Annotated in this window: 26 protein-coding genes and 1 riboswitch; of the genes, 11 read left to right on the forward strand and 15 right to left on the reverse strand. The window is 39.1% G+C overall.

The window, feature by feature from the left end:
* Positions 1-68: 68 nt before the first annotated feature.
* Positions 69-1,646, forward strand: coding sequence for a glutamine-hydrolyzing GMP synthase (guaA, locus tag PSF28_RS11475; RefSeq protein ID WP_210838476.1), 1,578 nt, complete (start codon positions 69-71; stop codon positions 1,644-1,646).
* A gap of 241 nt (positions 1,647-1,887) precedes the next feature.
* Here guaA and PSF28_RS11480 read toward each other — a convergent pair whose 3' ends face one another.
* The gene (locus PSF28_RS11480; protein ID WP_210838474.1) at positions 1,888-2,808 is read right to left on the reverse strand and encodes a LysR family transcriptional regulator; all 921 of its coding nucleotides are present in this window, start codon (positions 2,806-2,808) and stop codon (positions 1,888-1,890) included.
* Between the two features lie 105 nt (positions 2,809-2,913).
* On the opposite strand from PSF28_RS11480, the gene PSF28_RS11485 reads away from it, so the two are divergent.
* Positions 2,914-3,939 carry a zinc-dependent alcohol dehydrogenase family protein gene (locus tag PSF28_RS11485; RefSeq protein ID WP_210838472.1) on the forward strand — a complete coding sequence of 342 codons (1,026 nt, stop codon included), beginning with the start codon at positions 2,914-2,916 and terminating at the stop codon, positions 3,937-3,939.
* A 73-nt stretch (positions 3,940-4,012) separates the two neighbouring features.
* Here the strand turns inward: PSF28_RS11485 and PSF28_RS11490 are convergent, their stop codons facing one another.
* Positions 4,013-5,107, reverse strand: coding sequence for a porin (locus tag PSF28_RS11490; protein ID WP_272685080.1), 1,095 nt, complete (start codon positions 5,105-5,107; stop codon positions 4,013-4,015).
* A gap of 367 nt (positions 5,108-5,474) precedes the next feature.
* Here PSF28_RS11490 and alr point away from each other — a divergent pair, with 367 nt between their 5' ends.
* Both alr and PSF28_RS11500 read left to right on the forward strand, forming a co-directional pair.
* Positions 5,475-6,704, forward strand: a complete 1,230-nt coding sequence (gene alr / locus PSF28_RS11495; RefSeq protein ID WP_272685081.1) for an alanine racemase — start codon at positions 5,475-5,477, stop codon at positions 6,702-6,704.
* 218 nt (positions 6,705-6,922) lie between these two features.
* Positions 6,923-7,660: a phosphatase gene (locus tag PSF28_RS11500; RefSeq protein WP_210838466.1), complete on the forward strand. Its 738-nt coding sequence runs from the start codon at positions 6,923-6,925 to the stop codon at positions 7,658-7,660.
* Between the two features lie 69 nt (positions 7,661-7,729).
* Here PSF28_RS11500 and PSF28_RS11505 read toward each other — a convergent pair whose 3' ends face one another.
* Complete coding sequence (locus PSF28_RS11505; protein ID WP_210838464.1) at positions 7,730-8,200, reverse strand: GNAT family N-acetyltransferase; 471 nt, start codon at positions 8,198-8,200, stop codon at positions 7,730-7,732.
* Positions 8,201-8,333: 133 nt separating this feature from the next.
* Here PSF28_RS11505 and rlmA point away from each other — a divergent pair, with 133 nt between their 5' ends.
* Positions 8,334-9,158: a 23S rRNA (guanine(745)-N(1))-methyltransferase gene (gene rlmA / locus PSF28_RS11510; protein ID WP_272685082.1), complete on the forward strand. Its 825-nt coding sequence runs from the start codon at positions 8,334-8,336 to the stop codon at positions 9,156-9,158.
* Between the two features lie 36 nt (positions 9,159-9,194).
* Here the strand turns inward: rlmA and mntP are convergent, their stop codons facing one another.
* The 8 genes from mntP to pabB all read right to left on the reverse strand — a co-directional run bounded on the left by mntP (position 9,195) and on the right by pabB (position 17,620).
* Entirely contained in the window at positions 9,195-9,776 is a 582-nt protein-coding gene (mntP, locus tag PSF28_RS11515; protein WP_004911288.1) for a manganese efflux pump MntP, read from the reverse strand.
* A gap of 46 nt (positions 9,777-9,822) precedes the next feature.
* A riboswitch (yybP-ykoY riboswitch) is annotated at positions 9,823-9,967 on the reverse strand.
* Between the two features lie 151 nt (positions 9,968-10,118).
* On the reverse strand, positions 10,119-10,577 hold the full coding sequence (locus tag PSF28_RS11520) for a DUF986 family protein (RefSeq protein WP_004911283.1): 459 nt from the start codon (positions 10,575-10,577) through the stop codon (positions 10,119-10,121).
* Between the two features lie 89 nt (positions 10,578-10,666).
* On the reverse strand, positions 10,667-11,518 hold the full coding sequence (locus PSF28_RS11525) for a PTS mannose transporter subunit IID (protein ID WP_102138691.1): 852 nt from the start codon (positions 11,516-11,518) through the stop codon (positions 10,667-10,669).
* A gap of 12 nt (positions 11,519-11,530) precedes the next feature.
* Positions 11,531-12,334: a PTS mannose/fructose/sorbose transporter subunit IIC gene (locus tag PSF28_RS11530; protein ID WP_004253851.1), complete on the reverse strand. Its 804-nt coding sequence runs from the start codon at positions 12,332-12,334 to the stop codon at positions 11,531-11,533.
* A gap of 80 nt (positions 12,335-12,414) precedes the next feature.
* On the reverse strand, positions 12,415-13,377 hold the full coding sequence (gene manX, locus PSF28_RS11535) for a PTS mannose transporter subunit IIAB (RefSeq protein WP_272685083.1): 963 nt from the start codon (positions 13,375-13,377) through the stop codon (positions 12,415-12,417).
* A gap of 674 nt (positions 13,378-14,051) precedes the next feature.
* On the reverse strand, positions 14,052-15,416 hold the full coding sequence (locus tag PSF28_RS11540; RefSeq protein WP_210840165.1) for an L-serine ammonia-lyase: 1,365 nt from the start codon (positions 15,414-15,416) through the stop codon (positions 14,052-14,054).
* A gap of 280 nt (positions 15,417-15,696) precedes the next feature.
* Positions 15,697-16,257: a CoA pyrophosphatase gene (locus PSF28_RS11545; RefSeq protein WP_210840166.1), complete on the reverse strand. Its 561-nt coding sequence runs from the start codon at positions 16,255-16,257 to the stop codon at positions 15,697-15,699.
* Positions 16,250-17,620: an aminodeoxychorismate synthase component 1 gene (pabB, locus tag PSF28_RS11550; protein ID WP_210840167.1), complete on the reverse strand. Its 1,371-nt coding sequence runs from the start codon at positions 17,618-17,620 to the stop codon at positions 16,250-16,252. The genes PSF28_RS11545 and pabB overlap by 8 nt, the downstream gene beginning before the upstream one ends.
* A gap of 124 nt (positions 17,621-17,744) precedes the next feature.
* Here pabB and PSF28_RS11555 point away from each other — a divergent pair, with 124 nt between their 5' ends.
* Positions 17,745-17,924 carry a YoaH family protein gene (locus PSF28_RS11555; protein ID WP_210840168.1) on the forward strand — a complete coding sequence of 60 codons (180 nt, stop codon included), beginning with the start codon at positions 17,745-17,747 and terminating at the stop codon, positions 17,922-17,924.
* A 180-nt stretch (positions 17,925-18,104) separates the two neighbouring features.
* Positions 18,105-18,470, forward strand: coding sequence for a protein YebF (gene yebF, locus PSF28_RS11560; protein ID WP_272685084.1), 366 nt, complete (start codon positions 18,105-18,107; stop codon positions 18,468-18,470).
* Between the two features lie 76 nt (positions 18,471-18,546).
* Here the strand turns inward: yebF and PSF28_RS11565 are convergent, their stop codons facing one another.
* Positions 18,547-18,777 (reverse strand): DNA polymerase III subunit theta, encoded by a 231-nt coding sequence (locus PSF28_RS11565; RefSeq protein WP_004253885.1) that lies wholly within the window; start codon positions 18,775-18,777, stop codon positions 18,547-18,549.
* Positions 18,778-19,067: 290 nt separating this feature from the next.
* Between PSF28_RS11565 and ftnA the strand changes: the two genes are divergently transcribed.
* The 4 genes from ftnA to PSF28_RS11585 all read left to right on the forward strand — a co-directional run bounded on the left by ftnA (position 19,068) and on the right by PSF28_RS11585 (position 21,506).
* Positions 19,068-19,571, forward strand: a complete 504-nt coding sequence (ftnA, locus tag PSF28_RS11570) for a non-heme ferritin (RefSeq protein ID WP_210838350.1) — start codon at positions 19,068-19,070, stop codon at positions 19,569-19,571.
* 238 nt (positions 19,572-19,809) lie between these two features.
* Positions 19,810-20,196, forward strand: a complete 387-nt coding sequence (gene copC, locus PSF28_RS11575) for a copper homeostasis periplasmic binding protein CopC (protein ID WP_210838348.1) — start codon at positions 19,810-19,812, stop codon at positions 20,194-20,196.
* Between the two features lies 1 nt (position 20,197).
* Positions 20,198-21,094: a copper homeostasis membrane protein CopD gene (gene copD / locus PSF28_RS11580; protein ID WP_210838346.1), complete on the forward strand. Its 897-nt coding sequence runs from the start codon at positions 20,198-20,200 to the stop codon at positions 21,092-21,094.
* 64 nt (positions 21,095-21,158) lie between these two features.
* On the forward strand, positions 21,159-21,506 hold the full coding sequence (locus PSF28_RS11585; RefSeq protein ID WP_272685085.1) for a DUF2511 domain-containing protein: 348 nt from the start codon (positions 21,159-21,161) through the stop codon (positions 21,504-21,506).
* A gap of 423 nt (positions 21,507-21,929) precedes the next feature.
* Here the strand turns inward: PSF28_RS11585 and PSF28_RS11590 are convergent, their stop codons facing one another.
* The 3 genes from PSF28_RS11590 to yebS all read right to left on the reverse strand — a co-directional run bounded on the left by PSF28_RS11590 (position 21,930) and on the right by yebS (position 25,851).
* On the reverse strand, positions 21,930-22,163 hold the full coding sequence (locus PSF28_RS11590) for a DUF1480 family protein (RefSeq protein ID WP_004253902.1): 234 nt from the start codon (positions 22,161-22,163) through the stop codon (positions 21,930-21,932).
* Between the two features lie 147 nt (positions 22,164-22,310).
* Positions 22,311-24,650 (reverse strand): PqiB family protein, encoded by a 2,340-nt coding sequence (locus PSF28_RS11595; RefSeq protein ID WP_272685086.1) that lies wholly within the window; start codon positions 24,648-24,650, stop codon positions 22,311-22,313.
* The gene (gene yebS, locus PSF28_RS11600; RefSeq protein WP_210838340.1) at positions 24,625-25,851 is read right to left on the reverse strand and encodes a membrane integrity lipid transport subunit YebS; all 1,227 of its coding nucleotides are present in this window, start codon (positions 25,849-25,851) and stop codon (positions 24,625-24,627) included. The genes PSF28_RS11595 and yebS overlap by 26 nt, the downstream gene beginning before the upstream one ends.
* Between the last annotated feature and the right edge of the window lie 106 nt (positions 25,852-25,957).

Genomic DNA, 25,957 nt, shown 5'->3' on the forward strand with positions numbered 1-25,957 from the left:
GGTGGCGCATTCGTTCGATTGCGTCACCGATTCTTATTTTTGACTTGAATTTTTGGAATTCTCCTCAAATGACAACAAATATCCATAAACATCGCATTCTTATTCTTGATTTCGGCTCGCAATATACACAGCTGATCGCCCGTCGTATCCGTGAAATTGGCGTTTACTGTGAACTCTGGGCGTGGGACGTTACAGAAGAACAAATTCGAGAATTTAATCCAAACGGTATCATTCTTTCTGGTGGGCCAGAAAGTACGACTGAATCAGATAGCCCACGAGCTCCTGATTACGTATTTAATGCAGGTGTTCCTGTATTAGGTATTTGTTATGGCATGCAAACCATGTCAATGCAACTGGGTGGCGCAGTTGAAGTCTCTGGTGAACGTGAGTTCGGTTATGCCAATGTTGAAATCACTGAGCAGTGTGAATTATTCCGTGACATTCATGACTCTATGAACGAAGCTGGCAAACCAGTACTTGATGTCTGGATGAGCCATGGTGATAAAGTTACCGCTATTCCTGCGAGTTTTAAAACTATTGCCAGTACGCCAAGCTGCCCATATGCCATCATGGCAAATGAAGAGAAGAAATTCTATGGTGTTCAGTTCCACCCAGAAGTGACTCACACTCACCAAGGCCTAAATATTTTAACGCGTTTCGTTAAAGATATTTGCCAATGTGAAGCTCTGTGGACACCTGCTGCAATCATCGAAGATACAGTTGCTCGCTTGAAAGAGCAAATTGGTGATGACCATGTACTGCTCGCGCTATCGGGTGGTGTTGACTCATCGGTTACGGCATTGCTATTAAACCGTGCAATTGGTAAACGTTTAACTTGTGTGTTCGTGGATAACGGTTTATTACGTTTAAACGAAGCAGACCAAGTGATGGAAATGTTTGCAGGTAAATTTGACCTGAACATTATCCATGCTAAAGCGGAAGATCGTTTCTTAAATGCATTAGCGGGGATCAGCGATCCAGAAGCTAAACGTAAGAAAATTGGTCATGTATTTATCGAAGTATTTGATGAAGAGTCATCTAAGCTGCCTAATATCAAATGGTTGGCTCAAGGGACTATTTACCCAGATGTTATTGAGTCAGCGGCATCAGCAACTGGCAAAGCGCATGTTATTAAGTCTCACCATAACGTCGGTGGTCTGCCGGATGACATGAAACTTGGTTTGGTTGAGCCATTAAAAGAATTGTTTAAAGATGAAGTCCGTAAAATTGGTCTCGAGTTAGGCCTTCCGTACGACATGCTGTATCGTCATCCATTCCCAGGTCCAGGTTTAGGGGTTCGCGTATTAGGTGAAGTGAAGAAAGAGTACTGTGACTTATTACGTCGTGCAGATGCTATCTTTATTGAAGAACTGCACAACGCGGATTTATATCATAAAGTTAGCCAAGCGTTTACCGTATTCTTACCTGTCCGCTCTGTTGGCGTCATGGGTGATGGCCGTAAATACGACTGGGTGGTTTCATTACGTGCAGTAGAAACTATCGACTTTATGACCGCTCATTGGGCGCACTTACCATATGATTTCCTAGGCCGCGTTTCAAACCGCATTATCAATGAAGTCAATGGGATCTCCCGCGTCGTTTATGATATCAGCGGTAAACCACCTGCAACAATTGAGTGGGAATAAACTAGTTATTGTTGATAACAGTTTTTAGTTATCGATAAATTCAAAGGCATCAGTTAGTTACTGGTGCCTTTTTGTTTTTAGGTGACGAATAGGTCATTTTATTCTGGTTAAATGATGATCACTTCATTGATTAATATACTTATAGATGGAACTGAAATGAAAAAGTAACAATGGTTTTATAGAGATACTCTTAGATTTATAGGGCAACCTAAAAAGCACTTCAATAGAGTACTCGCAAATACTATATCTGTGCTTCAATGACGTCTATCATACTCGGTAATTCACTGATTAGCTTATCGATAGCAAGCCTAACTTTTAATGAACGGTGGGGCGTGCGCAACCATACAGCATATATAGGCCAGCTTGCTGAAGAGTGTTCTTTTAATATTTCTTTCAAACTGCCACTGGCGAGCTGCTCACGGACAAGCCAGTAAGGTAACCAAGCAATTCCACCACCCGTTATCGCAATATCTTTTATCGCCTGCATATCGTCCATCATAAGCCGGCTAGGCGGATTAACTTCTATATTTTCCCCTCTTTCATTTTTAACTTGCCACTTCAGAATACGTCCTGAACGGACATAAGCAATGGCTTCATGTTGTGCCAAATCATCTAATGAAATTGGCTCCCCTGCTTGTTGAAAATAACCGGGAGAAGCACAGAAAATCATCGAGTGAGAAGCCAGATGTCGTGCTATCAGGGTACTGCTGTCAGGTAGTTCACCGATCCTGACAGCTAGGTCAAAACCTTCTTCAGACAAATCTACCTGCCGATCGCTGAATGAAATTTCGAGTTCTAACTTTGGATGTTCTTTTGCCAACGAGGACAATAATGGTGCTATACAGAGATGCCCGAGTAAAACTGGAACAGAAACCCTCAACTTTCCGCTTACCTGAAGCTTGCCACCTTCCAAAATATCTTCTGCCATTTTTATTTCATTCAACGCTCGGCGACAGAATTCATAATAAAGCAAGCCTTCATCAGTCAAGCTCTGGCTACGAGTAGTACGGTTAAATAAAGTTATACCAAGCCTTTCTTCAAGGCGGGATATAGTTTTTGCCACCGCCGATCGTGTGACATACAGTTTTTCCGCAGCCTGAGAAAAATTAGAAGACTCAGCGACGGTTACAAAAATAGGAATACTGTTCATCTCACCTTTCATATTGTCACCTAAATGGAATCAATAAGGAGAAATAGTATCTCCATTATCAACTAATAGGCAATGATAGAATTCTGTTCATCAGTTAATTACTACTTAGGAATTTCTATGAAACAAACAATGAAACGCTGGGAGCTAAACGAAATCGGACGCCAAAATTTGAAACTCTCGGAAGCCGAAATCCCACAGCCCGGTTCAAATGAAGTTCTGGTTCGAGTTAATGCGGTCTCACTAAACTTTCGCGATAAAGTCATTATTGAAGGTCATATGGGAAATAATATGCCAATGCCTTTCACGCCGGGTTCTGATATGGCCGGTGTTGTTGTCAGTGTCGGACCAAGAACGACTCGTTTCAGTCCAGGGGAGCGAGTTATCTCATCTTTTAACGCAGATTGGATTGATGGGAAGTTGAAAAATACGGCTAAAAACCCGAACTACAACACAGTAGGTTATGCATTTCAGGGCGTTTTGGCTGAGTATGTTGTGATGAATGAAGAGTGGTTGGTTAAAGCTCCGAAGATGTTGAGCGATGTCGAAGCGAGTACGTTGGTTTGTTCAGGGTTGACTGCTTGGTTTGCACTGATTGAACGAGGTGGGTTACGTGCTGGCGAAACCGTATTAATTCAAGGAACAGGAGGTGTGGCTCTCTTTGCTCTTCAAATAGCGAAGTCTGTAGGAGCCGAAGTATTTATCACCTCATCGAGTGATGAGAAGCTGTCTGCTGCGTTAGCCCTTGGTGCTGATCACGCTATTAACCGTAACAAAGAAAACTGGGTTGAAGCCATTTACCACCTGACGAACGAGAGAGGAATTGATCATGTCGTTGATACTGTAGGTGGTAGGAATTTTGCAGACTCTGTCCGTGCGGTGGCTTCCCATGGTCGAATCTCCTTGATAGGCATGATGGACACAGACGATACGTCAGCATCAGGAATGTTATTGCTATTAAAATCGCCAACTATTCAAGGAATTGGCGTAGGTCATCGACGAGCTCTTGAAGATTTAGTTCGGGCTGTTGATGCTATAAAACTAAAACCCGTCATTGATAAATTATTCCGTTTCGACCAACTGCCGGAGGCACTTGAATTGCTCGATCAGGGGGCATTTGGAAAAATTGTTATCAAGGTAAGCTGATACCTAGAACTATTATATAGTAAAGGCATCCGTTTATAGCGGAAGCCTTTACTTTAAATTAGGGGTGATAATATTAGAATTGATACACTAACCCTAAGCCAAGCACGTTATCGGTATTCACTTTGTAATGGTCAGTAAAATCATTATTGTTTAACAAGTTGATTTTATAATCGATAACAGCGCTCAGATTTTTATTAAAGTCATAAGCTGAGCCGATGGCGATATAATTCACTAATTCTTTATCCCCAAAGCTACCTAAGTTTTTACCTTTGGAATAGTTATAGCCAATTGATGGAGTTAGACCGAAGTCAAAAGAATACAGGGCAACCACTTCAAGGTTCTGAGTTTTATTTGCTATTGACTCCATATCATCATTACCAAAACGACTCATATTAAGCGTTTGGCCATACATGACGGCGAGATAGAGGTCTTCGTATTCAAATTTCCCCCCTACGTTCCATGCTTCGGCGCGTTTACCTGTCGCACTACTGGTTGCGGCATCTTTTTGTTTTGGTGTGCGGGAAGATGAGGAGTAACCACCGCCAAGGGAAATGCCATAACCTAGCTCATAAGCGGTCGATAACCCAAAACCATCACCGTTATCGGTTAATTCATCTCCGGATGATAGATTTTTTTCACCATTTTTACCCTGATATTGTAGTGCGAAGCTTAAACCGTCAATGTAACCAAAAGCATTATTATTGCGATAAGTGAGTAAATTGCGGTTACGGCTTAACATGTAATTATCTTCTTGATCCATCGTATCCGCTCCCCAGAGTGGTAATACGTCTGTCCAAGCATTGGTATCATAAATAACACCATAATTACGGCCATAATCAAGAGAGCCGTAATCTGCAAATTTTAAGCCTGCATAAGCTAAACGATTGCTATTTTCTTCAGTTGATTCCGATTGGTTAGTTTTCGTTTCCCATTCAAAACGCCCAAAGCCAATCAGCTGGTCGGTGATTTGCGAATCACCTTTTAGCCCTAGTCTGACACGTGAGTCGTCACCATCTTCGCCGCTACGGCTTTTGGCAATATGATGGCGGACATCAATTTGTCCGTATACATCAAGTTTATTACCATCTTTATTGTACATTTCAGCGGAGCTAGCAACATTGACAGTAAGTAGTGTTGGAATAATGAGTGCGAGTAATTTGTACTTCATAACATAGCCTTATGGATTGAGTGATATTTAGTAAAAATTCCTAATTGATAGTTATTATCATTTAAGCATATTAATTCGCCAAATAAAAAGTGTAACAAAAGTAAATGTTAGTGAAATTATTGCCATAACCTATTAAATAATAAAAATAATTTGATTTACGATGATTTCAACCAAATGTTTTATTTCTAAAGAAGAAAAATCAACTTGAAAAAGGTATTTTTGTTTTTTTATGCAAAAGAAGTGAATTATTACTTGTTTGAGGTATGAAGGTTGGTATTATTTAAAACCGATACATATTTTGTCTATTTCCACCCAGAATTATAAAAATAATGTCTTGGTAAAAATCACTAGAGATAAGGAACAACACGTGGCTTTTCGTTTGAAGTATCTGGCATTACTCCCTTTACTGGTTGCTGCAACAGCTTGTCAGCAGCCTAATAATATCACAACACCAGTAGAAACATATGCGACACAAAACCAACCGGTGGTGGTTAATAACGCATGGATTGAAATATCTCGCAGCGCATTAGATTTTAATATTAAGAAAGTACAAAACCTACTAGGTGATAAATCTTCGCTGTGTGCCGTTTTGAAAGGAGATGCGTATGGGCATGATCTTTCTTTAGTTACGCCAATAATGATTGAAAATAATGTGCAATGTATTGGGGTAACAAATAATCAAGAGCTTAAGACCGTGAGAGATTTAGGTTTTAAAGGCCGCTTAATGCGAGTGAGAAGTGCGACAGAGCAAGAAATGGCTCAGGCCACACAATATGAAACGGAAGAATTAATCGGTAATTTAGAAATGGCGCAGCGTTTGAATGCGATTGCGAAAAAGCAAAATAAAGTGATTCCTATTCATCTGGCGCTGAACTCAGCCGGGATGTCGCGCAACGGCTTAGAGGTGAGTACACTTGCTGGTCTTAATGATGCTAAGCTGATTTCGCAATTACCTCAGTTAAAAATCGTCGGCATTATGTCTCATTACCCAGAAGAGGATGAAGCACAGATCCGTAATGACCTCAAAAAATTCAAGAAAGAATCTCAACAAGTATTGAATATGACAGGGTTAAAGCGTGAAGACATTACATTACATGTCGCGAATACTTATGCAACCATTACGGTACCAGAATCATGGTTGGATATGGTACGTGTGGGTGGCATTTTCTACGGCGATACTGTCGCGACAAATGACTATAAACGCGTGATGACGCTGAAATCGAACATTGCCTCTGTCAATCATTATCCGAAAGGTAATACAGTGGGTTATGACAGAACCTATACCTTGAAGCGTGATTCTGTATTAGCCAATATCCCTGTAGGTTATGCAGATGGCTATCGCCGTGTATTTAGCAATGCGGGGCACGCATTAATTAATGGCCAGACAGTGCCTGTTTTAGGAAAAACATCAATGAATACGGTCATGGTTGATGTTACTGATTTAAAAAATGTTAGCCCAGGAGATGAGGTTGTATTTTTTGGCAAACAAGGTAATGCTGAAATTACAGCCGAAGAGGTTGAAGACATCAGCGGTGCGTTATTTACTGAAATGTCAATTTTGTGGGGAGCGACCAATAAACGAATCTTAGTTGATTAAGTTAATTTTTAATTCTGTTTATTTTAACCCGCAATAATCGCGGGTTTTTTTATCCTGAAAGTCTCTTAGGATATTATCAAATATACTGCAATATGTTGATAAAATGCTGTTTAGGTGAATGACTATCGAAACTTTTAAATTGATATGTTAGCTTGGTTGAATCTTTCCTGAGCAGGTAGGTTCGGAAGGCAAGTAGAAAAATTAGAAGGAAATCATTTATGTATCAAGTTGATTTACATGCGCATACTATTGCCAGCACCCATGCTTACAGTACAGTTAATGAATATTTCGCTGAGGCCGCAAGTCGTGGTGTCAAACTATTTGCGATTACTGACCACGGGCCTGAAATGCAAGATGCTCCACATGAGTGGCATTTTGGTAATATGCCTATCTTGCCGAGAATTGTTGATGGGGTTGGTTTATTGTACGGTATTGAAGCGAATATAAAGAACAAGTTGGGTGAGACAGACTGCAATGAAAAGATCGCTCGTCATTTAGATATTATATTAGCGGGTTTCCATGAGCCAGTTCTTGAACCTCAAAGCTTAGCGGATAACACGGAAGCAATGATTGCCACCATTCGCAGTGGCAAGGTGCAAATCATCACTCATCCAGGGAATCCCAAATACCCAATTGATATCAAGGCTGTGGCACAAGCTGCGAAAGAGTGTAATGTTGCTTTGGAAATGAATAACTCTTCATTCCTACATTCAAGAGCGGGTAGTCAACAGAATTGCTTAGAAATCGCTAAGGCAGTTAAAGAAACTGGCGGGTGGGTTGCATTAGGTTCAGACTCACATTTTGCAGGGTATCTCGGCCGTTTTGATCGCGTAGTTGAAATGTTGGAATCAATTGATTTTCCACAATCACAAATTTTAAATGTTTCTCCACGTCGTGTATTGGACTTTTTAGAGTCCCATGGACGTAAACCTATCCCTGAATTTGCTGATTTTTAAATCGTAATATACATAGTTTATAAAGCCACAAACAATTTAGTGGCTTTCAACTTATAGGTAAATTGTAATTTATAATTCAATTTCCATTTGAATGCAATTTAAGTGGGTTTGTGCGAGTGAAGAATAGTAACTGCCATGCTTAATCGAGGTAAACCCATGTTTTTGGTAAAATCGTTCCGCATTAGGTGATGAATCTAATATTAGTTTTTTGATATTTCTTTTTTTTGCTTCCATTTTAATGGCATCTAATATTAACCCTGCGGCTCCACAACCTGTGTATTGCGGTAAAGTAAATATTGCATCAACACTGTTTGTATCTAAATTAAGGAAGCCAGTTGCAACGGGGTTATTATTTTCATTTGTCACAACAAAGAATGGATTGTTTTTTACCATGTATGTATAGCTTGGTGGCATTTCATCCGGCGTCCATGCGGCGATGGTTTTTGCATCAAAACTGGTCGTACAGCCATGGCGAATGGCTTGGTTACGTATAGACCAAAGAAGTTCGGCTTCATCGGGGGTTGCTAACCTAATTTTCATCGTGAGACACCCGCTAATGTTTTTTGATTACTTTCATAGAACAAAAAATACAGTTAAAAAGCAAGATATATAACAGAAAGAAAACTAATTTGAATATGGTATACTCACCTTTATTTTTAAATCAGTGACTGCTATGAATTATCAATGTCCTCTCTGTTTTACACCACTAAATCTTGCCAATAACAGTTATCGTTGCACAGAAAACCATCAGTTCGATTGTGCAAAAGAAGGTTATGTTAACTTGTTACCTGTACAACATAAACGTTCTAAAGACCCCGGTGATAATGCTGAAATGATGCAAGCGCGTAGGCAATTTCTTGATGCTGGGCATTACCACCCTATGCGTGAAAAGGTAGCAGAAAAACTCATTCAGTTTATTCCATCATCTTGTACTAACCTGTTGGATATTGGGTGCGGAGAAGGGTATTACACAGACTATTTTTCACGAGAACTTGCAAAACATTTTGAAAAATATACAGTTTTAGGTCTAGATGTTTCGAAGGCAGCGATTCGTTATGCGGCGAAACGCTATAAATCAGTTCGTTTTTGCGTTGGTACAAGTCACCGCTTACCATTTTCAGATAACAGCTTGGGTGGAATTATACGAATTTACGCACCCTGCAAGGCACAAGAGTTAAGTCGTGTATTGGTTTCTAAAGGTATGTTAATAACCGTTACGCCTGCGGCGGAACATCTGCAAGAATTAAAAGCGTTAATCTACGATGAGGTTAAGTTTCACCCAGCGAAAGATGAAGATCTGCCAAATTTTTCGTTAATAGATAGTTGCCAACTAAATTATAGGATGGTGCTGACTGGGCAAGAAGCTTATGAATTATTGATGATGACACCATTTGCTTGGCGTGCATCAGAACAGGTTAAAGGTGATTTACACAAAGCTGAGGTGAAAGAGTATACAGCTGATTTTTTAATTCGCGTTTATCAATCTAATGCAGAGTAGAGCAGAGCTATTGCCCCCATATAGGGGGCACAAAAACTAATGGGCATACATAAATAGTTCAAGGTGCTCAAATAAGATATTAAAACCAATACCTATTAGTACCAATCCACCGATAATTTCTGCTTTTTTTCCGAGTAATGGGCCTACATAACGGCCAATCATCATACCGATAGTGGCCATGATCATTGTCATTAAGCCGATAGTCATTGCAGTATGAACGATATCCACTTGTAAGAATGCTAAGCCTAAGCCGATGGCCATTGCATCAAGGCTGGTGGCTATTGCAGAAAAAATCAGGCTTGTTGAGCTATGACTAGAAGGTTTAGAGCAGCATTCTTCATCTTTTGTTTTAATGCTCTGCCAGATCATCCTAGCACCTAAAACAAATAATAAACCAAATGCAATCCAATGATCCCAGCGAATAACATATTGGCTGGCTAAAATACCGATGCCCCAACCAATAATAGGGGTGATGGCTTCAATAAAACCAAAAATAAAACCAGTACGGAGAATTTCTCTAAAGCGGGGTTTATGAAGCACTGCACCTTTACAAATAGCAACAGCGAAGGCGTCCATTGATAGGGCAAGGGCTAAGATAAGGGTAGCATAGAAACTCATAACAGAACCTCGGTTGGGTGATTCCATATACACATAAATTACCCCCAACCAAAAGGCTTATTTATGTGTCTATGGTCTTGCCAACCGAATTTTGGTGTCCGCACCACGTTTGAAACCAAACGAGTATGTTGATACGGACTTTCTGGTATTATATATAAAACCAGAACAGGCTACTCCCCAATGACGTGGAAAGAAAGATACCATAAATTATATTAAAGGCAACACTTAATTAATTGTGGATATTAAACGGTAGTGAGAATTATTATCAATAAGGTTATTGATAAAAACAAGGCTAATTAAATTAATAATTAACCTTGTTTTTAGTGATAATATAAAATCTATTTACTTATGATTAATAAGGAATTCATAAATTCTTTGTAAATCATCAAGATGTGAAACTTGTATGTTAATTTTCTTTTTTTCTAAGCCTATTATTAATACACCGTCTTCGGATAAATTCATTGTTTTTATTCTGTCATATAATATAAAGGCATTGGCAAAATAAAAACCAGTTTGTTTAAAGAATAGCTTAGGTGTTCTTATAAACGCCAAATAAATTGACATGAAAATAGTAATCAATAATAAGTAAGTGGTTAATAAATTACCATGGCGTACAATATTTGTATAAATAACGATACAAATTAGAACAATAAAAATAATCGCATCTGCTCGATGTTTTCTTTTTAGATTAATTTTTAATAAGGTTTTACCCTTTAACAAATGCTGAATGAATTCATCATAAATCGCATAAACAAGCATGATCAAAATGATTATAGCAAGAATGGCATCATTGAAGGTCATTTGTGAGCCCTTGGATAAGTAAACATAATGCAGAGCTTAAAATTAAAAAAGGGAGGCTGCAACCTCCCAATTCAAATAATGGTGGAAAATTATGGCGCTAGGAAGTTCAGCCAAGCACCAAGGATACCCAAGCCAAAGAAGCCGATAATAATCCACAATGCGTTAACTTTACGACGCAACAACCACATGCAGGCGAAGGTTAGCAATAGCGGGACTAAGCCTGGCATGAGTTGATCAAGGATCATTTGGACAGTGGTAATGTCTTCAGTGCCCGTTGTTGGGTTTTTGATCCGTGAAACTTCAAGTGGAATATTGACATGTGTCCATTTGTTTACCAATGCGCCCATGACAAACAAACCGAGAATGGATGCTCCTTCGGTGAGCTTTTGTAGGAAACCGCCACCAATGTCTTGAACAATATCAATCCCTTTTTTGTAGCCATATGAAACACCATAGTAAAGGGTTAATAAACGTACAAGGTTAAACAAAACAAAGAACAGTAGAGGGCCAAGTAAGCTACCCGTCATTGCGATACCTGCACCGAGAGCCGCAAATACAGGGCGAACTGTTCCCCAGAAAATTGGGTCTCCAACACCGGCTAATGGCCCCATTAGACCGACTTTGATACCATTTATTGCACCGTCATCAATGTCTGCACCATTGGCACGTTGCTCTTCCATTGCCATTGTGACACCCAGAACAGGCGCTGCAACATATGGATGGGTATTGAAGAATTCAAGATGGCGTTTAATTGCTTGTTTTCTGTCATCATTATTTTCTGGATAAAGACGACGAATAACCGGAACCATTGAATAGCAGAAGCCTAGGGCTTGCATACGTTCAAAGTTCCAAGAACCTTGCAATAGGTTAGACCGTAAGAATACGCCGCGAATATCGCTTTGTGTAAGCTTTTTAGCTGTCGGTTTTGTGATATCTACCATTATACGTTCCTCCTAGTCTAGCTCATTATCAAGGTTGTTATTGCTACTATTTCCTTGGGTAACAACAGTTTGCGATTTATTGTATTTTGGACTGAGTTGGATATATAAGATAGCCATCACAGTACCGATTACCCCAAGTGCAACTAGGTTGAAATCAGTAAATGCCGCGGTAACAAAACCTAAGTAGAAGAATGGCATTAAGTAGCCTGCGCGCATCATATTGATAACCATCGCATAACCGACAACGACAATCATACCACCCGCAATATTAAGGCCGTCAGTGACAACTTGTGGGATAGAGTCCAACATTTGTTGTACTTCGGATGTACCAACCGAAATGGCAACAATCAACGCGGGTATTGCGATACGCATCGCTTGCAGTAGTAATGCAGATATATGAATAAAGCCAATAGCCGTTAAATTGCCATTGAGGGCGGCTTTATCGGCAGCATGTTGGAATGCAACTGTCACTGTACGAACGATAATGGTTAATACTTGACCTGCAGCTGCGAGTGGGATAGCAATGGCAATACCTGCACCAATACTTTGACCACCAGCAATGACGAGGATAGTTGAAATAATAGAGGCTAAAGCGGCATCAGGTGCAACAGCAGCACCGATATTCATCCATCCAAGTGCGATCATTTCTAATGTACCACCAATGATGATACCCGTTTTCATGTCTCCCAGAACGATACCTATAAGTGTACAAGCAATGAGGGGACGGTGAAATTGGAATTCATCAAGGATTGATCCCATCCCCGCGATACACGCGACGATAAAGACCATTACTATTTGAACAACGGTAAGTTCCATTGTTTAATCTCCTGTAACCAAAAGTTTTAAAATCTGTTTTGAGTAATGGATTAAAATCAATATAAAAATTGCGATAGAAATTATTTTTTGAGCTTATTAATCAAGTCCATCATGTAAACTTTGCTATCTGATGAAACTTTCCTGACTTCAAGTTCAATATTTTTGTCGTTCAAATAGTTAAATGCATTAATGTCTTCTTGATTGATAGAGACGGCATTTGTGACCATGGTTTTTCCGTCATGGTATGCCATGCCTCCAATATTCACAGATTTCACATCAACGCCTTCTTCGACGATACGTTTAACATCAGTTGGGTTAGTGAAAAGCAACATAACACGCTCACCGGCATATTTCGGGTTGTTATAAACGCGAATACATTTAGCAACATCGACAACATGTGCGGTGACACCTGGCGGTGCGACTTGTTTTAGTAATGTTGACCGAACGTGGTCTTTAGCCACGTCATCGCTGACCACAATAATGCGCTTAACTTGAGTTTCTTTCGTCCAGCGTGTTGCGACTTGTCCGTGAATTAATCTGTCATCAACACGAGCAAGTGCGATCACCATATGTTCACCGGGGCCAGCTTTCACTGGTGCTGGGGCAGGGGGAGTGGGTGCTACAGGAGCGGCTTCTGCTTCAGCTTCTTTGAATTTAAATGAACGAACACCCCCGCGTCCTGTTTCAAGTGCGACAGTGATTAGTTCACTCATAGATGGGTCATCATCACGGCACATAAAGGTTTCAACTAACATTGGAACATTCACGCCTGTAATAATGTCATAATTACTATTTTCATTAACAATGCGACTAGCGGCGTTAAATGGACTACCTCCCCATGTATCAACAAGGAATAAGACACCCTTTGATGTATCTAAATCAGTTAGCTTTTGGGTGTACTTATCAAATAGGGTGTCTGCGTTTTCCCCAGGGATAAAGTCAATAAACGAAACGTTCTCTTGCTCGCCTATTAACATCTCGGTGGTTCGAAGAAGCTGCTCTGCGGCGACTCCGTGTGTACCAATCATAATAGCTATACTCACTATTTTTCCCTCATAGATAGATAAAACAAAATATCATCTGTTGATAAAATGGACACTTAAGTTAGACTCCTTTTTATCAGTTTCCCCTGTAAGATAATTTTAGCTGAATAATTACAAACGTCTCATAATATTCATGAGCTAACTCATGGTGTTGTTAGTATCAATTACATTATTAGCATATCATCTCGTATTATCCTAAAAACTTGTTTCGCGTCAGAAAAATAAGAATACACCTAAAAAATGATATTAAATCGCAGTTAGTTGCTGTTTATTTTTATTTAAAAAAATCAATAAACTAAATATTTATTTTTTATTGGCTTATTATTTTGTTATCGGTAACAAAAATAGCCAAAAAAATAGTGTGATATTGATTTTTAGAGTAAAAAACAACCAAATTTCAATGGGGAACAGTTATCTTTCAGTCATGTCAAAACAGTCTTTAGCACAAAATAGTATAAATTTTGTTTTGATGTAGTTTGCTGAGCATAAGAAAATTGAATTAATTCAATGAAAAAACTGTGGGTAATTGATTAGTTGAATTGGACTATATGGGAAGAGAAGCATAGCAAAAATAGAAAAAACTTTTTAATACATGCTAAAAAAGCACCCTAAAAATCCTGTTTAAAGTGATAACAGAATAGAAAAGGGTGCTTAAGGATTAAATGCTAATAAAATTAGTCACATTGTACTTTGATGGCTAACCCGCCTCGGGATGTCTCACGATATTTTGCATTCATGTCTTTCCCTGTTTCGTACATAGTTTCAATGACTTTATCAAGTGAAACTCGTGGTTCGCTTGTTCTACGTAGAGCCATACGTGTGGCATTCACCGCTTTAACAGATGCGATGGCATTTCGTTCAATGCAAGGAACTTGAACTTGGCCAGCAACAGGGTCACAAGTTAAACCTAAATTGTGCTCCATACCGATTTCAGCAGCAATACACACTTGCTCAGGGCTACCACCGAATAATTCGGCCAGGCCAGCCGCGGCCATCGAACATGCCACACCGACTTCACCTTGGCAGCCAACTTCAGCACCTGAAATGGACGCATTCATTTTGTATAAAATACCAATAGCGCCTGAAGCTAAGAAATAGCGCATATATAACTCAGGCGTTACAGGTTCTATACAATGGTTATAGTAAGCTAATACGGCAGGTACGATGCCACATGCACCATTAGTCGGGGCTGTCACAACACGGCCGCCCGCAGCATTTTCCTCATTTACGGCTAAGGCATACATATTGATCAGGTCAACGACATTCATTGGGTCATTAGATAGCTTACTTGATGAGGTCACCATTCGGTTAAGTGCCGGTGCACGACGAGGTACACGTAATGGGCCCGGTAAAACGCCTTCGGTGCTTAAACCACGCTCGATACAGGCTTGCATGGTATGCCATACATCAGCAAAATAGGCTTCAATTTCTTCTTTGGTATGAAGATCTAACTCGTTTTTCATCATTAAGCTAGAAATAGAAAGACCGGATTTTTTGCAATTTAATAGTAGCTCTTCCGCGGAATTAAATGGATAAGAGACGGGTTTGCTATCAAGCGTTGATTCGCCAAAATGCTCTGCATCGACAATGAAACCACCACCAATGGAATAATAGGTTTTGGTGTAAATTTCATCATTATCGGCAAAAGCATGAATAGTCATGCCATTTTCATGTAATGGCAGGTTATCTTGACGAAAATTCATGCCACCCTCATTAGGGAAGTCAACGACCTGAAGGCCATTTGCTAATGATAACTTTTCTGTTTCTTCTACATTCTTGATAAAAGTTGGGATGGATTCAATGTCAACAGTGGCAGGCAAATTACCTGCTAGCCCCATAATAATGGCGATATCAGTATGGTGCCCTTTTCCAGTAAGCGATAATGACCCATAAACATCCACTGAAATACGAGTGACGTTAGGTAATAAATTTTTGCTTACTAAATCATCGACAAATTCTTTCCCAGCTTTCATTGGACCAACGGTATGAGAGCTTGAAGGGCCTATGCCCACTTTAAACATGTCGAAAACGCTTATCACGCAGGACTCCTTAAAAAAAAGATGAAAATGTAGTGCATTATTTTAAAAGGCGCTACTTTACTGTTATTTAGTAGTGTTAACCAGTAAGTTTAAAGTATTTTTTGAAATAAGGTAGTTGCTGAAGGGTAATTGATTGTAAATAGCACAAAATGTCTGTGATATGGCTAAAAAAGCAACATGTGGTAGAGGTATATTTTGTCATATATGACGCGATATCTTGTCATCTTAAATAGATTTTACTGCAATAGTGGCATTATATGGTGAAAAGTTGTGTTAGCCGTTAATCTAACTGCAAGGCAAGTTGGTGAATAATCGAAGCGGTTAATCCCCAAACTAAATGGCCTTTATACCAATAAAAAAAGATGCGGTTATGCCGCCCTGAACGCTTAATATCGACATACTTATGATGTTGGAGTGAAAGCGCATCAAACAATGGAACTTCAAAGATGTCAGCAACTTCACTGGGGTTAGCCTGATATTGAATATTATGTGGTACTAGCCCAACAATTGGCGTAACTTCATAACCACCATAACTTTGTAAAGGGCTTAACTGACCCAGTACGGTGACTTTTTCCGGAGGGATAGCCACTTCTTCATAAGCTTCACGTAAAGCGGTATTCACAAGCGTTCCATCCTCTGGGTCACTAGCCCCTCCTGGAAAGGCGACTTGGCCAGCATGGGAGCGTAAAAAAGGAGACCTTTGTGTGAGAAGTAACGTTGGGTTTGGTTTATTGATAATGGGTAAAAGAACAGCCGCCGATTTACCCGCCTTAGCTTCAAATTGGCGGGTAGCCGGTAAAGTAAACTGAAAACGATTGATAAAGTTATTCAGTTCAGTCATCGTTATTGAGCGCTCCTAATAAAGGTAAGATCAGGCTTAATTTATCAAAGGTTTCTTGATACTCTTTGTCTGCTTGGCTATCTGCAACAATACCACCACCAGCCCAACAATAAACCTGTTTTTTATATGTCAATAAAGTACGAATAGTAATATTGCTATCCATATTGCCATTGAAACTAATATAGCCTATTGCTCCACAATAGCCATGTCGGCGATGGGGTTCTAATTCTTCAATTATCTCCATTGCACGCACTTTCGGTGCACCGGTTATTGACCCGCCAGGAAAACACGCTCGTAATAAATTAGTTGCACGGTATTGGCTATCTAACTTTGCCGTGACGGTACTAACCAGATGATGTACTGCCGGGAAAGCTTCAACAGCAAATAACTCAGGAACACTGACAGTACCCGGTCTGGCGACGCGGCCAATATCATTACGCAGCAAGTCGACAATCATTAAGTTTTCTGCGCGATCTTTTACTGAATTAGACAATTTTGCTGCTTGAGCAAGGTCATCTTGTTCATTGTCTAAGCGCGGAAGCGTTCCTTTTATTGGACGGGTTTGAATATCTCCATCTTGCAAAAAGATAAAACGTTCAGGTGAAATACTGATAACCGTATTTTCGGGAAGACGTATAAAAGAAGAGAAGGGAGCACCATTGCGATCAAGTAGTGCTAAAAATGCATTCCATTCATCTCCTTTATACTTGGCTTTAAATCTTTGCGCTAAATTGATTTGGTAGCAATCACCATTACGTAAATATTCATGGATGCGCGCAATATTATGATGATATACCTCTTCTGACATATTGGATTGCCATGCAGAGGTTAATTGGAATTTGTTTTTACGTGGCCTTTTTTGGTTGTTTAGCCAAGCTAACCGAGCATCAACATCATCATAACTAATTAATGTAGTGGTTTTATCATGATGATCAACAATGAGAGCCCACAAGTAGATGCCAACTGCCATGTCTGGGAATTGTAGCTCTGTGGTCGAAATTTCAGGTAATTTTTCAATGCGTCGCCCTAAATCGTAACTCCAAAGGCCAAGGGCCCCCCCGTTGAAAGGGCACTCACTATCTTCCTGGCGTTTCGGTTGGTATTTATCAAGCAATCCTTGAAGGAGTTCAAAAGGGTCTGACTCAGAAACGAGAGCAGCATGATTTTGCTCTGTAATCGTTGTTTTAAGCTGATAAGTCGTCAGTGTGGCAATCGGGTCAGCAACGATAATATCAAAGCGATTATGTGAGTGTTTTGCATTACCTGAATGCAGTAACATCGCCCATGGCTGGTGTGCTAGTGGGGTAAAATAATCAATGGCTGCGTTAGGGCTATAAGGTAATTGGATTTTTTTGATAACCATAATGATGAGTCTAAATTTCCGCAAGTGAATCAATACAGATTAACATATATTCTTATCTTAATAGGCGAAGAGATGTTAAAATCTTAATCATTGATTTTAGTCTTTTATTCATGAGGTTTAAACCATGTTTTCTGGTATGCCAGCACTTAATCACGAAGAACAGCAAGAAGCTGTTGAAAAAATTCATCAATTGATGGCGGAAGGTATGAGTAGTGGTGAGGCGATTGCAATAGTCGCTCATGAAATTAGAAAAAAGCACCAAGGTAAAGAGCAGATCCACGTCCGTTTCGATGATGAAAATTAATAATTTATAAACATACTATTAACATTCATACATAAATCTGATAGATTAATATTAGTTAAGTCATTCTATTTATCAATGAAGACTAGATAATAACCAGAAGATAACTGGTATCTGATAGGCTGAAATAAGCCGCTAAACTAATCAAAAATCTTTACCTAGTAATGGGTATCGGAGGATGGTATGGAAGCGAATCGAAAAATTGCTGTAATTTTAGGTGCTTGTGCTCTGGTTTTTAGCTCTTTTGCGTTAAGCACAAATAATGAAGAAGGTAAAGCTGCGCCTTTCGTCAGCTGTGGTACGTTAACTGAGCCACAAATTGCAGCACAGGTGAAAAGTGACTTTATGCATAATCGTTTGCCTCGCTGGGCAGATGAAAAAGCGGCTTTAGGCAAAAAAGCGGTTGCTTGGGTCAATGATAGTGAAGTCACTAAAACTGAAACAGGTTACACCGTGCCGCTGGTTGTTCGAGGTGCAAAATCTGATTTGCATTATTCAGTCGCGGTAGACTGCCAAAATAATACCGTGACATATAATACAACAAAATAAAATTTTTATTGAATATCAAGGGGTAACCATAAAGGCTATCCCTTTTTTGTATCAGTTTTTCTGTGTATCCGTGAGCCTAGCGATTACGTGGTTCATAAGGCATACGAGCAAAATTTTGTGACAGCTGACGGTAGTATACTAATCGCTCTCTGAAGTATTCCCTTAAGTGTTCAGGTTGTTCTCGCTCAACAGCTTCAGCAATGATGGCAATGTTATAGCGCTCTTTAAATGCAACACCGGAAGCCAAAAGGTCGACATTGACCTTATCCATTTCATCTTTAGGCAATAAAGCAAGGTTGTGACTCATATTTGATCTCTACGGTTAAATTAATACCTTATTATTGTAACTGGATAATGAGAAAAAATCTCATTACATTAATTATAATAATAAAAATAAGAGTTAAATTTATCTATTTATATATTTAGCTATTAATAGAAAAACAGGGAAAGATAATGAGATTGATTATTATTGTTTTTAACAAAAGTTATTAATTATCAGTAAATTGGGTTTTTTTGTTTTAAGATTGTTTTAGGGTTTTAATTATTTTAATACTGTGCATAATATACGCATGAATGATTAACCGATAAGGCTTAAATATGTTAACTACAGATATGGTCAAAAAATTAAACGAGCAATTAAATCTTGAGTTTTATTCTGCAAATCTCTATTTGCAAATGAGTGCTTGGTGTAGTGATAAAGGCTATGAAGGCGCTGCAGCGTTCTTAAAAGCACACTCACAAGAAGAAATGGAACATATGCAGCGTTTATTTGATTATCTTAGTGACACAGGGGCGTTGCCACTGTTAGGGCAAATTGCTGCGCCGCCCGTTGATTTCAAATCAATTAGTGATGTATTCACCCAAACTTATGAACATGAGCAATTAATTACTCGTGAAATTAATAAATTGGCTCATTTAGCAATGACAACACAAGATTATTCTACATTTAATTTCTTACAATGGTATGTTGCAGAGCAACATGAAGAAGAGAAATTATTTAAATCAGTACTGGATAAACTGGATATGGTGGGTGAGTCTGGTAAAGCACTATTCTTGTTAGATAAAGATTTGAAAAACTTGTCAGCAGCAACACATATCTGATTTATCCACCAATAGGTAGATAGAAATCGAGTTTTTATCTCTACTTGATGCATAAAGATCTCTCTAGACTTATGGGCATGAATTCTGTAATTCAATGTTCATAAGTCTTTTTCTTTTCATTTTGTGTGAAAACTCACAGGACAGGCCAATAAAACCCATTTTTAAGCGGTAAAATGGTTTGTTTTCCGTATAATGATTGGCAATTATTCTAAATTCACCTGCAAATTAAGAGGTTACTATGCCAATTAACCCTATTAAATCTTCATGGCGCAAACTTAGTGCTGTCGCTGTTCTATTTTTAGGAATGTCTTTCCAACAAGCATTTGCCCATGCTCATTTAAAAGACCAGCTTCCTGCTGAAGGTACGGCAGTGGAGCAAGCGCCAGAGTCTATCTCATTAAGCTTTTCTGAAGGTATTGAAGTTAATTTCACTAAGGTCAGTATTATCGGGCCTGAAAATAAAATAGTGAAAACTGGTAAAGCAACGTTAGACCCAAGTAACGACACAAAAGTGATCGTTCCTGTGGAAGACAAGCTCATTGCTGGGAAGTATGATGTTAATTGGAGCGTCGTTTCTGTCGACGGGCACAAAACAAAAGGAACGTATAGCTTTACAGTGAAATAATATGTCACTAGAAGCTTTTTATACCCTTATTCGCTTTATTCATTTTATCGCTGCAATATTGATGTGTGGAATGTCAATATTTGCAGTGGTACTTAGTCGTGGCTCATTTAATTATTTACTAAGCCGCTATTTAAATAAAGGCATTTTCTTTTGTGCCATCGTTACTGTGCTAACAACTTTTAGCTGGATGATTGCGCAAGCAGGTCTGATGGGTGATGGCTGGGAAGATAGTATTGATTGGCAGATATGGCAAGGGGTTTTAGGGACGTCATTCGGCCAAATATGGCGTTGGGAACTTTTGTCATCTGTATTATTGCTATTGGTTTTATTTATAAAATCAATTCAATTACGATCGAAACTAATATTAGTTTTTTCAGTAATCCTACTTGGTTTGCATGCTTTTATTGGGCACGCAGCTATGCATGATGGCCTACTCGGAACGTTCCATCGTATTAATCAATTTATTCATCTCATTAGCTCCGCCTATTGGTTTGGCGGTTTGTGGCCATTTTTAATTTGCATCCAATTTTTACGCAATAAAAAAGAATTGGCAGAAGGGATGGACAAACAAATTGTGAATACCATGATGCGTTTTTCGCGTTTCGGCCATATCGCTGTTGCACTGGTGATCATTACTGGGGTCATTAGTGCCATAACGCTCTTACCTGGCTGGCCATTAAACTATTCAGGGTCAGAATACCAATCACTACTTTGGTTTAAGATCATTTTAGTGGGAGGAATGCTTTTATTAGCTATTATCAATCGTTATTACATCGTACCTATTATTAAGCAAAAAGGGCGAGTCAATTACCTAATCATTAACAGTTGGGTTGAGTTACTGTTAGGTACGATGGCGATTCTTTCTGTGGCAATTTTTGCAAGCTACCAGCCAATCTAGCTAAACTTTTATATTTAATTGATAATATGCAAAGATATCTTCAATGTCTAATAAGGTCACTACCATGAAATTTAAACTCATTATTTGCTCACTATTATTGGGTGGAACCGTGAGTACCGCTTTTTCTGCGCCGTTAACATCTGTGAGTAAAAAACAATTTGGTGATGATTGGCCATTTACTCGAGAGGAAGTCATGCTAGAGTGCCGCCATAATGGGGCTTTGGTCGTCATTAACCCTGCCACGCTAATGCAATATCCATTAAATGACATAGCGACTGAATTGATGATTAAAAAAGAAATTAAAGCACAGCCTATTGGTGTGCTGCTTAAGCCTACCGACAGCACCAAAGCAGTTGAGGAAAGAATATTGCCTATAAAAGAAGCTGCTGCAAAATTGTGTGCGAGCAATTAAGTTCATCGCTCAGTTAAAATTATCAACCTAGAAGGGAAGTGGAAAACAAAAAAATTATTGTTATTATTCAATGTATTGATTAATTGAAAGGTTTGAATGATTACATGAATAGGTATAACCTATTAAACAAATAGTTCAATATTAGAAAATTAAGAAATAAATTGTGTTAATAATATGTAAAATATTTGATAATAAACATGGTAAGAACGTGCATTGAAAGCTAGTATTAGATTGTACTTTGTTACGTCTCAATGGCAATTTTAGCGCACGGCTCTGCCAGAGCCATTTCCCAAGGCCCGGTAATCGGAATCTACCAGGCCTCTTTTTTTGCCTATTATTTTGTCAGTTCTCATTTCATATCAGCTTATCGGTTCCTACCTATTTATATGCTTAGCTAATAACCTAAGCATACTACCAAAACTATTAAGCAAGTTTCATCACCCAATGGTGATTTTCTTTGTCATAACGATCACGGTAGAGTAGCACCGGTTTTTCATCTAAAGTTGCGGGGATACTTGTATGCTCGTCCCAGCCATCAAGTTGCATGCAAAAGTCTGTATCAGAATCACATGGAATACTTACTGTATCGCTTTTATGGGAAGCCATAACCGCATCATTAATTTCATAGGAAGATATTTTCAATTTTACAATACACATAACAGCACCTCATTCATCGATTTTAACCATATATAATCAGCTCAACGAATTTAAGCATAGTATAAATGGAATTAATTTCCAAAATATTTTTTAAGGCACTTGTGAGGGAAGGGTGCTATATATGGTTAATATGCACCCTAATAGTGATTATTTTTTCGGGATAGATGTTCCCCAGTCCACGTAATCTTTAGGGGACTCCAATTTTAGGATGAAATGCTGTTCAGGCTTAGCTTGTGGGGCTAGAGGTACTGACGGTGGCGTTGCGAGGGAAATACCGCCGCGCACAAATTGTTTGAAAGTCCCACTTTTGGCAACGCCTCCTGTTAAGCCAAATGAAAAATTAAAACCAGAAGATTGCCAAAACTCAGTATTATTACGAATGAGATATTGGTATTCCTTACCAATACGTGTCGCAACATATACGCGATCGGAAAGCTCTCCCAAATAGAGACCTGTAACAACACCGACTTCTAGACCTCTAAACAAAATAGGTGTACCAATTTGAATGGCACCTACATCACTCGCATCAAGGTAAATAGTTAAACCGTCTAGATAACGTGAGTCTGTAATATTGGCAGTTTGTAATTCAAATTGATAACGGTTTTTACTGTTGCGCCCCGGTTCAGCACTGATGTAAGGCTGTAATATACTATCTAAATTATTTAAACCCGCAGGGGATAGTTCAGGTGTTACCACAGCGAAACGACTTCCTAACCGGGTAAAGGTACTGACATACTCAGGATATAGAATTGCTTTAGCTTGTACTTCACGTTTGTCAGATGACAATTTTAATGATTCAATTTGGCCAATATTAATACCTAAATAACGGATTGGCATACCTTCGGAAAGCTTTGATGCATCAAATGTGGTTAGCGTAATAATGCTTCCTATTGCCTTCGCCGAGGTTTCATTTGGGTAAAGTGTGTGTTGTCGAGCAGTATTGGCAACGCCACCATCTAAGTTATCAAAGCTAATTGCACCGCTAATCGCTCGGCTCAGCGGTGCAGCTTGAACGGTTAAACCATTACTATTGAGCTGAACTTTTGCGCCGCCTTCAGCCCAAAATACACTATTTTCTGTGAGCAAATGAAGATATTCATTTGAGATATTTACATTGATAGCAAACCCAGCTTTAGTTGGTTTAATGTCAATGATTTTGCCGACTGCAAATTGGCGATAAAGAACAATAGAACCCGCCTGAATGTCTGGTAGTGTCGTGGTATTTAGGGTGATAGTTGTAGGGGGTAAAGCGCCTAAAATACCGGCTTTTGCATTATCATCACTACGATATAAAGGAAAGGTTTCGGGAAGTTTATCTTGGCTTTGTCCAGCTATCAGATGAATCCCGCCATCTAACCATTCTTGGGGGGTAGCGCCTTGGAATTGTAATCCATTAAGGCCTAATTGGATATCTACTCGGCTATTCGCAACAAATTTACTGTCTTCACGAACAAGGTGCTGGAACTCATCATAGATTAGGATACTAAAATTCACTTTTTCAGTTGCTAGGTGACGCTGTAACACTTCGCCAACTTGAATGCCTTTATAAACAATGGGTTGTCCTTTGTCGATACCATAGGTTTCATGTGCCCAAAGTGTTAGCATGAAGGGCTCTTTGCCGTCTTGTTCTGCAGTTTTGGCTATTTTTTTACTATCTTGCAGAACAAATTGTTGTCCTTCTTCCGCTTGAGGACTACTTTGTGGTGAGTCAAAAGCAATGGCGCCATTTATCACAGCAGAAAGGCTTTCCATTTTTACACTCGCTCCAGATTTAAGGTCGAAGCTACCTTGTAACCCAGATACATTCCAAAACTGACTCTCTTTGCGTACTAAGTTAGCATACGGTTTTTTGACAACAGCAGAGATAGAAACACCTTGGTTATCTGGCAAAACGGTATAGTCTGAAATATAACCAACAGGTACTTTCCGGTAATAAATCGGAGAGTTTTCGTTTAACGAACCTAAATCTGGCGCAGTAAGGTGAATAAGTAATTCACCTTTATCTATGTTTAGCTGCGGTGGTGTATCCTGTGCAACAAAAGAGAATTGCTCTGTTCCCGTGCTTGGTAACATTCCAATGTAGTTCCCACCAACTAACGCATCAAGACCAGAAACGCCTGCTAATGATGCTTTAGGGGTCACTAACCAAAATTTAGTCCCTGAATTCAAGGCTGGCCGCATGTCTTTATTCACACTAGCGGTAACAATAATGGTTTTCATGTTTTTACTGATAGCAACAGATTGCACTAAACCGACTTCAACACCCTGATAGCGGATAGGTGTTCGGTTGGCAACTACTCCGGGTGCAGATGTAAACTCAATAGTAATATCCGTTCCTCGTTCAACCCAATGCTGAAACAAAAGCCAACCGGCAATGAAAATAGCAACTAAAGGCAATAACCAGAAAGGCGAAATTTGTTTGCGCTTACGTAATATAGCTTCTGATATTTCTTCAGAGGGTTCATTTTGCGGGTTTTGATTTTCCATAAGAATCCCAAATTAAACGGCTATCTAACCACTCAACAGCCAAAATTGTTAAAATAACGGCTGTACCAAAATACAGTGCGGCAGGCCCCATAGTAAAAGACATCAGTTGGTCGCGATTAACGAGTGTCATCATCAAAGCAATGACAAATAAATCTAGCATGGACCAACGACCAATCCATGAAACAAACCTAAGTAATTTCATACGTAAAATAGGGTCAGTATTGCTTTTGAAATGGATAGAAAACAGTAGCAATATCATAATAATAATCTTAATAAAGGGCACCAATATACTGGCAATGAAGACAATGACTGCAATTGGCCAGTTACCTGAATCAATTAAAGAAACGACTCCAGAGTAAATGGTGTCCTCTAAACGCTGCCCATTGAGATAAAAAATAGATATTGGCATTAAATTAGCAGGAAATAATAGCACCATGGCAGCAATTAGTGCGGCCCATGTTTTTTGTAAACTGTGCGGTTCGCGATAGTGAAGGGGACGATGACAGCGTTGGCATTTTCCATTGCTAGTTGCAGGGCCGCAATAATGACAAGCTGTACAGACCAGTAAGTTATCTTGTCCTTTTTTATTATTAATGGGATAAAATTTGTTCCATAACTCATCTACGTTTATGTGAATGAGGATTAATATACTGAGAATAGACATGGTGATAAAAGCGATTAAACCATGACCAATGAAAACACTCGCATAATCTTGCATTTTAATCGCAGCAATACCTAGCGCGATGAGGTAAACATCTAACATAACCCATTCTTTGATGTGACTTAATACTAAAAGAACAGGTCGGAGATTCAAATTGATATGCTGACCAATAGATAATAATAAAATCAAAATGGGTAATAATAATGGGGCTGCAATAGCACAAAAAGCCACTATACTGGCCGTAAATGGGTCCCCTTGTTGATTAATTAAGTGAATACCTTCAATGACGTTTGCATTGATTTGGCTTCCTAATAAGTGAATAGAAATGAGTGGTTGCCAAAATGCAATAGGGGCAAGCATCAATAAGGTGATAGCCAGTATTGATAAACGGTTGAGTGACCAAGAACGCCCATCATTAAGTTGACTAAAACAACGAGGGCAAACAACAACTTGCCGTATGTTGAATCGAGGCGTTAGTAACTTCTGATCGCAATGATTACAACGTTGAAAAAGCAAATCAGTGTGATTAATGTGGTTCATATTGACTCATTTTAGGTGGTTACCTCGATGTAATCTAGTGTAAAAAAATTTACCTCAAAGTGACAAATTGGTAACCTTAGGGCTACGCTTACAAATATTTGATTAA

It is taken from the genome of Providencia sp. PROV130 (assembly GCF_028482225.1).
Classification (GTDB): domain Bacteria; phylum Pseudomonadota; class Gammaproteobacteria; order Enterobacterales; family Enterobacteriaceae; genus Providencia; species Providencia rettgeri.

What these genes read in the sequence shown, in the direction of transcription:
- guaA (WP_210838476.1), top strand. Translation starts at nt 69, where the DNA reads ATGACAACAAATATCCATAAACATCGCATTCTTATTCTTGATTTCGGC.
- PSF28_RS11480 (WP_210838474.1), bottom strand. Translation starts at nt 2,808, where the DNA reads ATGAAAGGTGAGATGAACAGTATTCCTATTTTTGTAACCGTCGCTGAG.
- PSF28_RS11485 (WP_210838472.1), top strand. Translation starts at nt 2,914, where the DNA reads ATGAAACAAACAATGAAACGCTGGGAGCTAAACGAAATCGGACGCCAA.
- PSF28_RS11490 (WP_272685080.1), bottom strand. Translation starts at nt 5,107, where the DNA reads ATGAAGTACAAATTACTCGCACTCATTATTCCAACACTACTTACTGTC.
- PSF28_RS11500 (WP_210838466.1), top strand. Translation starts at nt 6,923, where the DNA reads ATGTATCAAGTTGATTTACATGCGCATACTATTGCCAGCACCCATGCT.
- PSF28_RS11505 (WP_210838464.1), bottom strand. Translation starts at nt 8,200, where the DNA reads ATGAAAATTAGGTTAGCAACCCCCGATGAAGCCGAACTTCTTTGGTCT.
- rlmA (WP_272685082.1), top strand. Translation starts at nt 8,334, where the DNA reads ATGAATTATCAATGTCCTCTCTGTTTTACACCACTAAATCTTGCCAAT.
- mntP (WP_004911288.1), bottom strand. Translation starts at nt 9,776, where the DNA reads ATGAGTTTCTATGCTACCCTTATCTTAGCCCTTGCCCTATCAATGGAC.
- PSF28_RS11520 (WP_004911283.1), bottom strand. Translation starts at nt 10,577, where the DNA reads ATGACCTTCAATGATGCCATTCTTGCTATAATCATTTTGATCATGCTT.
- PSF28_RS11525 (WP_102138691.1), bottom strand. Translation starts at nt 11,518, where the DNA reads ATGGTAGATATCACAAAACCGACAGCTAAAAAGCTTACACAAAGCGAT.
- PSF28_RS11530 (WP_004253851.1), bottom strand. Translation starts at nt 12,334, where the DNA reads ATGGAACTTACCGTTGTTCAAATAGTAATGGTCTTTATCGTCGCGTGT.
- PSF28_RS11545 (WP_210840166.1), bottom strand. Translation starts at nt 16,257, where the DNA reads ATGACTGAACTGAATAACTTTATCAATCGTTTTCAGTTTACTTTACCG.
- pabB (WP_210840167.1), bottom strand. Translation starts at nt 17,620, where the DNA reads ATGGTTATCAAAAAAATCCAATTACCTTATAGCCCTAACGCAGCCATT.
- PSF28_RS11555 (WP_210840168.1), top strand. Translation starts at nt 17,745, where the DNA reads ATGTTTTCTGGTATGCCAGCACTTAATCACGAAGAACAGCAAGAAGCT.
- yebF (WP_272685084.1), top strand. Translation starts at nt 18,105, where the DNA reads ATGGAAGCGAATCGAAAAATTGCTGTAATTTTAGGTGCTTGTGCTCTG.
- PSF28_RS11565 (WP_004253885.1), bottom strand. Translation starts at nt 18,777, where the DNA reads ATGAGTCACAACCTTGCTTTATTGCCTAAAGATGAAATGGATAAGGTC.
- ftnA (WP_210838350.1), top strand. Translation starts at nt 19,068, where the DNA reads ATGTTAACTACAGATATGGTCAAAAAATTAAACGAGCAATTAAATCTT.
- copC (WP_210838348.1), top strand. Translation starts at nt 19,810, where the DNA reads ATGCCAATTAACCCTATTAAATCTTCATGGCGCAAACTTAGTGCTGTC.
- copD (WP_210838346.1), top strand. Translation starts at nt 20,198, where the DNA reads ATGTCACTAGAAGCTTTTTATACCCTTATTCGCTTTATTCATTTTATC.
- PSF28_RS11585 (WP_272685085.1), top strand. Translation starts at nt 21,159, where the DNA reads ATGAAATTTAAACTCATTATTTGCTCACTATTATTGGGTGGAACCGTG.
- PSF28_RS11590 (WP_004253902.1), bottom strand. Translation starts at nt 22,163, where the DNA reads ATGTGTATTGTAAAATTGAAAATATCTTCCTATGAAATTAATGATGCG.
- PSF28_RS11595 (WP_272685086.1), bottom strand. Translation starts at nt 24,650, where the DNA reads ATGGAAAATCAAAACCCGCAAAATGAACCCTCTGAAGAAATATCAGAA.
- yebS (WP_210838340.1), bottom strand. Translation starts at nt 25,851, where the DNA reads ATGAACCACATTAATCACACTGATTTGCTTTTTCAACGTTGTAATCAT.